Here is a 10,205-nt window from a genome sequence, read left to right on the forward strand (position 1 = left end):
GAGGGCCTGCCACGGGATTCGCGCCGCTGCCGGTGCACGTGGCACGCAGAACAGCGCAGACCCTCCGCGGGAGGCGACTTTCCAAGGTTACGGGAACGGCGGTGGCCGGGTCAAACTCGCCCCGCCGGTCCCTCACCTCGGACCTCAGCTTTCTGCCGGCGGCGGTCCGGCGGGCCTGCCCGCCGTCCGCTTCCGTGGGCGTCGACGCACCGCAACCACCGGCTCTCCCGTGGAGACGGGACCGAAGGTGGTCTTGGGCGCTTCCGGAGCCGCGTCCACGGCCGTCATCACCACGTTCTCCGGTGCGGTCGTCGTCTGCGCCGGACGCCGGACCACCCGTCGGCGACGCTTCGCCGCAGGCGCCTGGCCGTCGGTCGACGCGGCCGGTTCCGCGGCCTCGGCGGGTTCTTCGACCTTGATGGGTTCGTCGGCCTTGGTGGGTTCGTCAGCCCTGGTGGGTTCCTGGGCCTGCGCTGGCTCCGTCTCCGGCGGGGTCTCGGCGGCAGTCGCGACAGCCTGCTCGACCTCGACGTGCTCACCCTCGTGGTGCTCGCCCTCGGGATGTTCGTCGTCGTGGTGATTCGCGGCCATCGCCCGGAACAACGGGTGCTCGGCGGCGGGCTTGTGCGGCGGGATCGCCGGAGGAGCCGCCTTGGGCGCCGCCACCTCGGCGGGGGCCTCCGACTTCTTCTTGCCGCGGCGCGAACGCTTGGAGCCCGCGCCGTCCGACTTCGCCGAATCGTCGCCGCGCACCTCGACCGGATTCGCGTGCACGATGAGTCCACGCCCGCCACACGAGGTGCACGGGGTCGAGAATGCTTCGAGCAGACCGGTTCCGAGACGCTTGCGGGTCATCTGGACCAGGCCGAGCGAGGTCACCTCGGACACCTGGTGACGGGTGCGGTCCCGCGCCAGCGCCTCGGTGAGGCGACGCAGCACCAGGTCCCGGTTCGACTCGAGGACCATGTCGATGAAGTCGACGATGATCATGCCGCCGATGTCGCGCAGACGCATCTGCCGCACGATCTCCTCGGCCGCCTCGAGGTTGTTACGGGTGACCGTCTCCTCGAGGTTTCCGCCCGAACCGGTGAACTTGCCGGTGTTGACGTCAACGACCGTCATCGCCTCGGTGTGCTCGATGATCAGCGTGCCGCCCGAGGGCAGCCACACCTTGCGGTCGAGCGCCTTCGCGAGCTGCTCGTCGATGCGGTGGACCACAAACGAGTCCGGGGCATCCGCATGCGGCTTGCTGAACTTCTCCACCCGCTCCATGAGGTCGGGCGCAACCGAGCTGACGTAGCCCTCGACGAGGTTCCACGCCTTGTCGCCCTCGACGACGAGCTTCTTGAAATCCTCGTTGAACAGGTCGCGAACCACGCGGACCAGCAGGTCGGGCTCCTCGTAGAGGGCCTTCGGCGCGCCGGAGCCGGACTTCTTGACGCTCTCGACCGACTCCTCGATCGACTTCCACTTCGCCTCGAGGCGGGCGATGTCGGCACCGAGCTCCTCGGCGCTCACTCCCTCGGAGGCGGTGCGGATGATCACGCCGGCGTCCTCGGGGACCAGCTTCGACAGGATCTGCTTGAGACGCTTGCGCTCGACGTCGGGCAGCTTGCGGCTGATACCGGTCGACGACCCGCCGGGCACGTAGACGAGGTACCGGCCGGCCAGCGAGATCTGCGTGGTCAGGCGGGCACCCTTGTGTCCCACCGGGTCCTTGCTGACCTGTACAAGCACGTGGTCGCCGGGCTTGAGCGCCTGCTCGATCTTCCGCGAGCCGCCGTCGAGTCCGGCGGCGTCCCAGTTGACCTCGCCGGCGTACAACACGCCGTTGCGACCGCGACCGATGTCGACGAACGCCGCCTCCATGCCGGGCAGCACGTTCTGGACGCGGCCGAGGTAGATGTTGCCGACCATCGACGACGACGTCGCCGTGGTGACGAAGTGTTCGACGAGGACACCGTCCTCGAGGACCGCGACCTGGGTGTAGTCCTCCACCGCGGCATGGTCGTGGCCGTCGCTGTCGGTGATGCTGCTGTTGGCGCTGCGCTCGCGCACCACCATCACGCGGTCCACGGCCTCACGACGGGCCAGGAACTCCGACTCGGTCAGGATCGGCGGACGCCGGCGACCGGCGTCGCGGCCGTCGCGGCGGCGCTGACGCTTGGCCTCGAGTCGCGTCGAACCGGAGATGCCCTGCACCTCGTCGCGCGCCCGCTTGCTGCGGGGTTCACGCTCGTGGACGACGGTGTTCGGCGGATCGTCCGGCGAACCCTCGTCGGGCTCTCCCCCGCCCTTGCGGCGGCGACGCCGACGCCGGCGGCGGGTCGAGGACGCCTCACCCGAATCGTCACCGGACTCGTCGTCGTTGTCGTCCGAGTCGTCATCGGAATCGTCGTCCTTCGACTCGCCCTTCGACGAGTCGTCGGAGGCAGAGTCCTTGCGGTCGGCCTCCTCCGAGGTGTCCGACCCCGACCGACGACGGCGTCGGCGGCGAGAAGTCGGCTCGTCCGACTTCGAATCGTCTGCAGCCTCGTCCGTCGTCGTCTCGCCGGACTCGGTCGAGGAGTCGACGTCGGGGGTCGTGTCCTCGGCCTTGTCGTCGGTGTCGTCGTCGTCCGAGGCATCGCCCGACTCGCCGTCACCGCCCTGGTCACCGCGACCGCGGCCGCGACCACGACGTCCGCGACGCCGACGACGGTTACGACCCGATCCCGAGTCGTCGGTGTCGGAGTTGTCACCGCTCTCGGAGTCGGAGCTGTCGGTGTTCTCCGCGCCGGTCTCGTCGGAGACATCCGAGTCGACGGTCTCCGCTTCGGGAGCCTTCGTCTCGGCAATCTTCGTCTCGGGTGCCTTGGCTTCCTGAGTCGTCGCGCCGGAATCGGCGTCGGTGGACGACGCTTCCTCCGGCTTGTCCGAGTCGTCGGCCTTCGCGGGCTTGTCGACCTGCTCGGTCTTCTCCGCCTGCTTGGCCGCGCGGGTTGCCTTCGGCTTGTCGGCCGGGGCCTGCGGCTGCAGGAACAGCGGCTGGGTGCCGTAGGACGCGTCGGACTCGGCGGCGGGCGTGGCAACCGGCTCGTCGTATCGCGTCGAGGCGGCCGAGAACAGGCTCGGCGGTTCGTCGGCCTTCGGGGCCTCCGCCTCGGGGGCGGGCTCCTGGGCGGCCGGTTCCTCGGCGACCGGTTCTGCCGTCGTGGCGGCTACGTCGGCTGCCGCCTCGGGGGCGGCCTCCTCGGCGGCGGCCGGCGTCACGCCGGGCTCGTCCGCATCGACGTTCGCCCGCACCCGTTCGGCCACGGCCTGCGCCAACTCACGGTCGACGCTCGATTGGGGGCTGCGTGTCTGCACCCCGAGATTGGCCAGGTGCGCAAGCACCTGCCGACTCGTCAGGCCCAGGAAGCGGGCCAGTGCGTGCACACGAAGTTTGCTGGGAAATTCTTCCACCGGTTCTGGCGCTGCGTTCGCGTCAGCCGGTGACCCGTTGTCGGTCACTCAGTCTCCTCGAACCCCCGGGCGCGTCGGGCTGACGCGGCCACGCGAGGGTCTGCTCTGTGTCCCGGTCCACGTATGGCCGGTGTTGTGTGGTCTGCGCGTCATCACGCTGAGCCGAGTGTCGGTTCAGCAGAGAACGCTCTTGCTGTGTCGATGACCGCATCCCGGGCGCCTTCCACGACACCGGGCACAGGGCGAAGCCTGAGTGTTCGGCTGCTGGCAGCAGTACGAACCTCGGCGGGGTCAGCTGTGGTTGTGGGCGTCGCGGTGCGAGACTGCCGCACCGCGACGCGCCGAACCAAGGCGCGTCATCCGGCCATCGTCGACAAAGTGTGTCGGCGATAACCCTGCAAGTATCCCACACGGGGGTCGGATGACCGCAAAGTATGCGCGTTTGACACGCGCGTCGAACCGAGTCGAACCGAGGTGACCCCGGTCAGCCAGCGAGTTCGGGGAACCAGATGGCGATCTCACGCTCGGCCGATTCCGGGGAGTCCGAGCCGTGGACCAGGTTGTACTGCGTGTTCAGGGCGAGGTCGCCGCGGATGGTGCCGGGCACTGCCTTCTCCACGGGATCGGTGCCGCCGGCGATCTGGCGGAAGGCCGCGATGGCGCGCGGACCCTCCAGGACGGCGGCGACCAGCGGGCCGGAGGTGATGAACTCCAGCAGCGAGGGGAAGAAGGGCTTGTCCGCGTGTTCGGCGTAGTGGCCGCGGGCGACCTCGTCGCTTGCGGTCTTGAGCTCGAGAGCGACGAGGGTAAGCCCCTTGCGCTCGATACGGCTGATGATGTCGCCGACGAGCGAGCGTTCGACGCCGTCCGGCTTGATGAGTACGAGAGTGCGTTCAGTCACGACTGACACCTTATCGACCGGCCGGAGGATTCCGACGGTCAGGAGCAGTACTCACCGGCGACCGGGAAGAACCCGTAGTTGAACAGGCTGCCGGAGCGCGCCTGCGGGTCGACGACGATCTGCAGACACCCACCGGGTGACGCGAGCGCACCGGCGAGAGCGAGGTCGAACTGTTGCGCCAGAGCGAGATTCGCCGGACGGTACTGGGCGGGCACCGGCATGGTCGCGATGGCCTCAGGCGCCTTCATCCCCGCTGCGCGCTTGGTGATGGCATGGGTCGCGACGTAGCTGAACTCACCCTGCGAGACGGGGACCGGCGCGCCTGCCTCGGGCACCGCGAACGCCTCGAGCGCCGGGGGCGTCTGCTGGGGCGCGGGTTCCGCCGACGCGACGGCGGGAGCGCTCAGCGCGAAGGCGGCCGCCCCGAGCAGCGCCGTTCCGGCCGTGCGGCCGAGACGGGCGGAGGTGCGGGGGCGATCGATACCGGCGGGTGTCCGGGAAAACAGGAACTGCACGTACGTCCTCACGTTGGATGGCGCTGCGATTGCGGGTCGCGATGAAAAGGAAGCCGGGCGGGAACCGGTCCGCTCCCCCTCGGCTTGCGCCATTGTTGCAGCAACTCCCGCAGTCCGCTCCGCTTCGCCGATAACGGTCCGGCCACAGGTCTTGCGACCACCAAACCGTGGTCTCCGACAGCGTTGACCACCCAGGTGGGGGCCGGTCAGTCGATCGGTTCCTGACCGGGGAGCATGCCCATTTCGACGCGCTTCTCCACATCCCGCTTGATGTAGACGATGTAGAGCCAAACCGACCCGAAGACCACGCCGACCGCGGCGATGGACCAATGGAAGACACCACCGGCGATCACCGCCACCTGTAGGGCGAGGTCGAGTTTGAGCGCATACGGGCGGCCCTGCATCCCGGCGGCCACGATCATCGCGAGCACGAGGAGGATCAGGTATCCGCCGGACACCCAGGTCAGACCGCCGCCGAGACGCCAGACGATGGGGAACGCCAGGATGACGACGATGACCTCGAGGATCATCGTCCCGGCCATCACCCCGCGCAGGCCCTTCCACGGGTCGTTGGCGGGTGGGGTGTACCGGGTCATGAGGGTTCCTTACCGAACAGGGTGCGCGCGGCACCGGCGGTCACGACCGAGCCGGTGATGACGACGCCCGCACCCGAGACTCGTTGGCCCTCGGCTTCCTCCGCGAGGGCGATGGCTTCTTCGACGGCGTCGGGCAGGAACGGCTGGACGACGACCCGTTCCTCGCCGAACACCTCGGTCGCGTACTCCGCGAGCGTCTCGGCGTCGAGGGCACGCGGCGAACCGTTGTTGGTGACGACGACGGTGTCGAGCACCGGCTCGAGCGCCTCGAGCAGTCCCCGTGCGTCCTTGTCACCGAGCACGCCGACCACGCCGATGAGGCGCCGGAAGTCGAACTCCTCGGCCAGCGCCTGGGCCAGTGCGTTCGCGCCGTGCGGATTGTGCGCGGCGTCGGCGAAGACCGTCGGTGCGCTGCGGAGCCGCTCGAGGCGGCCGGGATTACCGACCGTGGCGAAGCCGCTCCGGATCGCGTCGATGTCGAGCTGACGGTCCTGACCGGCACCGAAGAACGCCTCGACCGCGGCGAGCGCCAGCGACGCGTTGGCGGCCTGATGCGCACCGTGCAGCGGGAGGAACACCTCGTCGTAGACGCCGCCCAACCCCTGAATCGTGAGCATCTGGCCACCGACGGCGGTGGCCGATCCGAGGACCGCGAACTCCGAACCCTGACGGGCCACGACCGTGCCCGCATCGACCGCCGCGCGCAGCAGCACCTCCATGACCTCGGGGTTCTGCTCGGCGATGATCGTGACCGGGTCGACGGCACCGACGGCATCCGGCTCACCGGGCTTGATGATGCCGGCCTTCTCCCCCGCGATGGCGGAGAGCGTGTCACCGAGATAGTCGGCGTGGTCCATGGCGATCGGCGTGATGACCGAGACGATGCCGTCGATGACGTTGGTGGCGTCCCAGCGTCCGCCCATGCCGGTCTCGACCACCGCGACGTCGACCGGCGCCTCGGCGAAGACCGCATAGGCCATCGCGGTCAGCACCTCGAACTTGCTCATGCGCGGCCCGCCGGCCGCGGTAGAGCTGTCGTCGACCATCGTGATGTACGGCTCGAGCTCGCGGTAGGTGTCGATGTAGGTCCGGGCACGAATCGGCTTGCCGTCCACCGAGATCCGCTCGGTGACGCGCTGGAGGTGCGGGCTGGTGATGCGTCCGGTCCGCCGGTGCAGCGCGGTCATCAGCGCATCGATCATCCGCGTCACCGACGTCTTGCCGTTGGTGCCCGCGACGTGGATCGCCGGATAACTGTGCTGCGGCGAGCCGAGCAGATCCATGAGCGCCGCGATACGTGTCAGCGACGGTTCGATCCTGGTCTCGGGCCAGCGGGTGTCGAGTTCGGCCTCGACCTCGGCGAGTTCGGCGAGATCGTCGGCGCTGTCGTGGACGGTCAGCGGTGGGCGGTCGGTCTCGGCGTCCGCCGCCCGCTCCTCCGCGTCGAGCAGTTCCGACAATCCCAGCGGATCCTCGCCGACGACGGCGGGATCCTCTTCGGGGAAGCCGGTCTCGTCGCTCACGCGCCGCCGGCCAGACTCGCCAGTTTCGCGTTCAGACGCTCGACCTCTTCGGTCGCGATCCGCTGGCGATCACGGATCTTGCTGACCACGTGGTCGGGGGCCTTGGACAGGAACTGCTCGTTGCCGAGCTTGGCCGAGGTGGTCGCCAGCTCCTTCTCGGCGACCGCCAGGTCCTTGGTGAGACGCTTCCGCTCGGCCTCGACGTCCACGGTTCCCGACGTGTCGATCGCGACGGTGACGGTCGCGACGGACAGCCGGACCTCGATGGTCGCGGTGGCCCCGAAGCCGGGCCCGGCGGGATCGAGACGTGCCAGCGACTGCACATAGGGCAGCAGCGGCTCGATGCCCGACTCCCCCAGTCCGTCGAACTGTGCGGCCACCCGCTGACCGGGGCGGAGTCCCTGGTCGCTGCGGAAGCGGCGGACCTCGGTGATGAGTCGCTGCAGGTCGGCGACACGGGCCGCCGAATCGGCGGACCAGTCCTGCCCGGACGGCGTCGGCCACTCGGCGATCACCAGCGACTCGCCCCCGGTGAGCGTCTTCCAGAGCACCTCGGTGACGAACGGCATCACCGGCGACAGCGCCCGCAGCAGCGGCTCGAGGACCGCGCCGAGCACGATGGAGGTCGTCTCCGAACGCTTCTCGTCGTTCTCGGCGAACTGGACCTTGGCCAGCTCGAGGTACCAGTCGCACACCTCGTCCCAGGCGAAGTGGTAGAGCGACTCGCACGCCTTGGAGAACTCGTAGGACTCGAAACCGGCGTCGACCTCGGCGAGCACCTCGCCGAGGCGCCGGAGAATCCAGCGGTCGGCGTCGGTCAGTGCCTCCGCGGCGGGCAGCTCGGCAACCTTGGCGCCGTTCATCAGCGCGAACTTCGTCGCGTTGTACAGCTTGGTCGCGAAGTTCCGCGACGACTGGGCATGGTCCTCGCCCACCGAGATGTCGGCACCCGGGTTGGCGCCGCGCGCCAGCGTGAAGCGCAGTGCGTCCGCGCCGAAGCGCTCCACCCAGTCGAGTGGGTCGATGCCGTTGCCCTTCGACTTCGACATCTTGCGGCCGTGCTCGTCGCGGACCAAGCCGTGCAGGAACAGGTTGTGGAACGGGATCTCGCGGCCCGGGCCCAGGTCCTTGCCGACGTAGGTGCCGAACATCATCATCCGCGCCACCCAGAAGAACAGGATGTCGTATCCGGTGACGAGAACCGAAGTGGGATAGAACTTCTCGAGATCGTCGGTCTCATCCGGCCAGCCCATCGTGGAGAACGGCCACAGGCCCGAGGAGAACCAGGTGTCGAGGACGTCGGTCTCCTGGACGTAACCCTCCGGCGCCTTCTCGTCGGGTCCGACGCAGACGACCTCGCCGTCGGGGCCGTACCAGATCGGGATGCGATGGCCCCACCACAGCTGCCGCGAGATGCACCAGTCGTGCATGTCGTCGACCCAACCGAACCAGCGCGGCTCCATCGACTTCGGATGGATCACGGTCGAGCCGTCTCGGACGGCGTCGCCGGCGGACTTCGCCAGCGACGAGACGTCGACCCACCACTGCATCGACAGGCGCGGTTCGATCGGCTCACCGGTGCGCTCGGAGTGTCCGACGCTGTGCAGATACGGGCGCACCTCCTTGACGATGCGGCCCTGCTCGGCGAGCGCCTCGCGGACCTTGACGCGCGCCTCGAAACGGTCCATTCCGTCGAATTGCGTTCCGGTGTCGGCGATCCGGGCCGATTCGTCCATGATCGTCGGCATCGGCAGGTTGTGCCGCTGGCCGAGCGCGAAGTCGTTGGGGTCGTGCGCCGGGGTGATCTTGACTGCGCCGCTGCCGAATTCGGGGTCGACGTAGTCGTCGGCGACGATCGGGATGTTCCGGTCGAGGAACGGGTGCGGCAGTTCGGTGCCGATCAGGTGCCTGTACCGCTCGTCGTCGGGGTGCACGGCGATCGCGGTGTCGCCGAGCATGGTCTCCAGACGCGTCGTGGCGACCACGATGTGGGGTTCGGAGTCGTCGAGCGAGCCGTAACGGAAGCTGACGAGTTCGCCCTCGACGTCGGCGTAGCTGACCTCGATGTCGCTGACCGCCGTCTTGAGGACCGGCGACCAGTTGACCAGGCGCTCCGCCTGATAGATCAACCCGTCGTCGAACATCTTCTTGAAGACCGTGTGCACCGCACGCGACAGACCCTCGTCCATCGTGAAGCGCTCGCGCGACCAGTCGACGCTGTCGCCGAGCCGGCGCATCTGTTCACCGATGTTGCCGCCGATCTCGGCCTTCTCGGCCCAGACGCGCTCGATGAAGGCCTCGCGGCCGAGGTCGTCGCGGGTCTTGCCCTCGGCGGCCAGCTTGCGCTCGACCATCGTCTGCATGGCGATCGCGGCATGGTCCATGCCGGGCAGCCACAGCACCTCGTAGCCCTGCATCCGGCGACGACGCGACAACGCGTCCATGAGGACGTGCTCGTAGGCGTGACCCATGTGCAGCGACCCGTTGACATTGGGCGGCGGGATCACGATCGAGAACGGGGGCTTGTCACTCTTCGCGTCGGCGGTGAAGTAGCCGGCATCGACCCAGCCCTGGTAGAGCGTCGCCTCGTGCTGGGCGGGGTCCCAGGATTTCGGCAACTCGTTCTCGGGCGGCGCGGATGTCGGGTCGAGTGATGTCACGGCCGCCATTCTATGTTTCCGCCGGGTGTGACCTCGCCCCGGTCCTCACTCGCGGACGGGTTCATGCGGTCTCGGCCTGAAGTGCCGGACCGAGGAGGAGTCCGCCGTCGATGACGTACTCCGCCCCCGTGATGAACGACGCCTCCGGCGACGTGAGGAACAGCAGGAGCCGGGTCACGTCGACCGGCTCGCCGAGCCGATACGCCACGGCAACGCCGCGGACGCCCACCGGCGACTGAACTCCTCGGCCGGCGTTCAACTGCGCTCAGCCCGTCGTCACACGCAGACGATGCAGGTCCTCGGGCGCGTTCACGTTCACGAGCCACTCGGGGTCGGACACGCCCACGCGGTGGGTGTTGAGTGCCTCGACCGCACCGAGCATCCGGCGCTCACCACCGGCCACCAGATCGGCGATCACCGGTCCCGCGTCGGTCCGGTAGATCCCGGCCATCGGGTGGTCGCGCTGCGCGTCGCGCGCGATCACCGCCTGAGTGGAGTCGGTGAGCCCCAGTCGGAGTTCGTCGATGAGCTCGGGCGCGATCAGCGGCATGTCGGTGGCGCACACG

The 10,205-nt window shown here is 68.8% G+C and carries 8 protein-coding genes; all 8 read right to left on the bottom strand.

The window, feature by feature from the left end; genetic code table 11:
* Positions 1 to 144: 144 nt before the first annotated feature.
* On the bottom strand, positions 145 to 3,492 hold the full coding sequence (locus tag GOALK_RS06195; protein WP_006357945.1) for a translation initiation factor IF-2 N-terminal domain-containing protein: 3,348 nt from the start codon (positions 3,490 to 3,492) through the stop codon (positions 145 to 147).
* Positions 3,493 to 3,928: 436 nt separating this feature from the next.
* Positions 3,929 to 4,345, bottom strand: a complete 417-nt coding sequence (ndk, locus tag GOALK_RS06200) for a nucleoside-diphosphate kinase (RefSeq protein ID WP_006357946.1) — start codon at positions 4,343 to 4,345, stop codon at positions 3,929 to 3,931.
* 38 nt (positions 4,346 to 4,383) lie between these two features.
* Positions 4,384 to 4,860, bottom strand: coding sequence for a hypothetical protein (locus GOALK_RS06205; RefSeq protein WP_006357947.1), 477 nt, complete (start codon positions 4,858 to 4,860; stop codon positions 4,384 to 4,386).
* 206 nt (positions 4,861 to 5,066) lie between these two features.
* Positions 5,067 to 5,456: a DUF4233 domain-containing protein gene (locus tag GOALK_RS06210; RefSeq protein ID WP_006357948.1), complete on the bottom strand. Its 390-nt coding sequence runs from the start codon at positions 5,454 to 5,456 to the stop codon at positions 5,067 to 5,069.
* The gene (gene folC / locus GOALK_RS06215) at positions 5,453 to 6,979 is read right to left on the bottom strand and encodes a bifunctional tetrahydrofolate synthase/dihydrofolate synthase (protein ID WP_006357949.1); all 1,527 of its coding nucleotides are present in this window, start codon (positions 6,977 to 6,979) and stop codon (positions 5,453 to 5,455) included. The genes GOALK_RS06210 and folC overlap by 4 nt, the downstream gene beginning before the upstream one ends.
* A complete protein-coding gene (locus GOALK_RS06220) occupies positions 6,976 to 9,648 on the bottom strand; it encodes a valine--tRNA ligase (protein ID WP_006357950.1) in 2,673 nt (890 codons plus the stop codon). The genes folC and GOALK_RS06220 overlap by 4 nt, the downstream gene beginning before the upstream one ends.
* A gap of 52 nt (positions 9,649 to 9,700) precedes the next feature.
* Positions 9,701 to 9,868 carry an SDR family oxidoreductase gene (locus tag GOALK_RS06225; RefSeq protein WP_006357951.1) on the bottom strand — a complete coding sequence of 56 codons (168 nt, stop codon included), beginning with the start codon at positions 9,866 to 9,868 and terminating at the stop codon, positions 9,701 to 9,703.
* A gap of 36 nt (positions 9,869 to 9,904) precedes the next feature.
* Positions 9,905 to 10,205, bottom strand: a 301-nt coding sequence (gene mobA / locus GOALK_RS06230) for a molybdenum cofactor guanylyltransferase (protein WP_040004040.1), incomplete at its 5' end; no start/stop codon positions are given.

The sequence above is a fragment of the Gordonia alkanivorans NBRC 16433 genome (assembly GCF_000225505.1).
Taxonomy (GTDB): Bacteria; Actinomycetota; Actinomycetes; order Mycobacteriales; family Mycobacteriaceae; genus Gordonia; species Gordonia alkanivorans.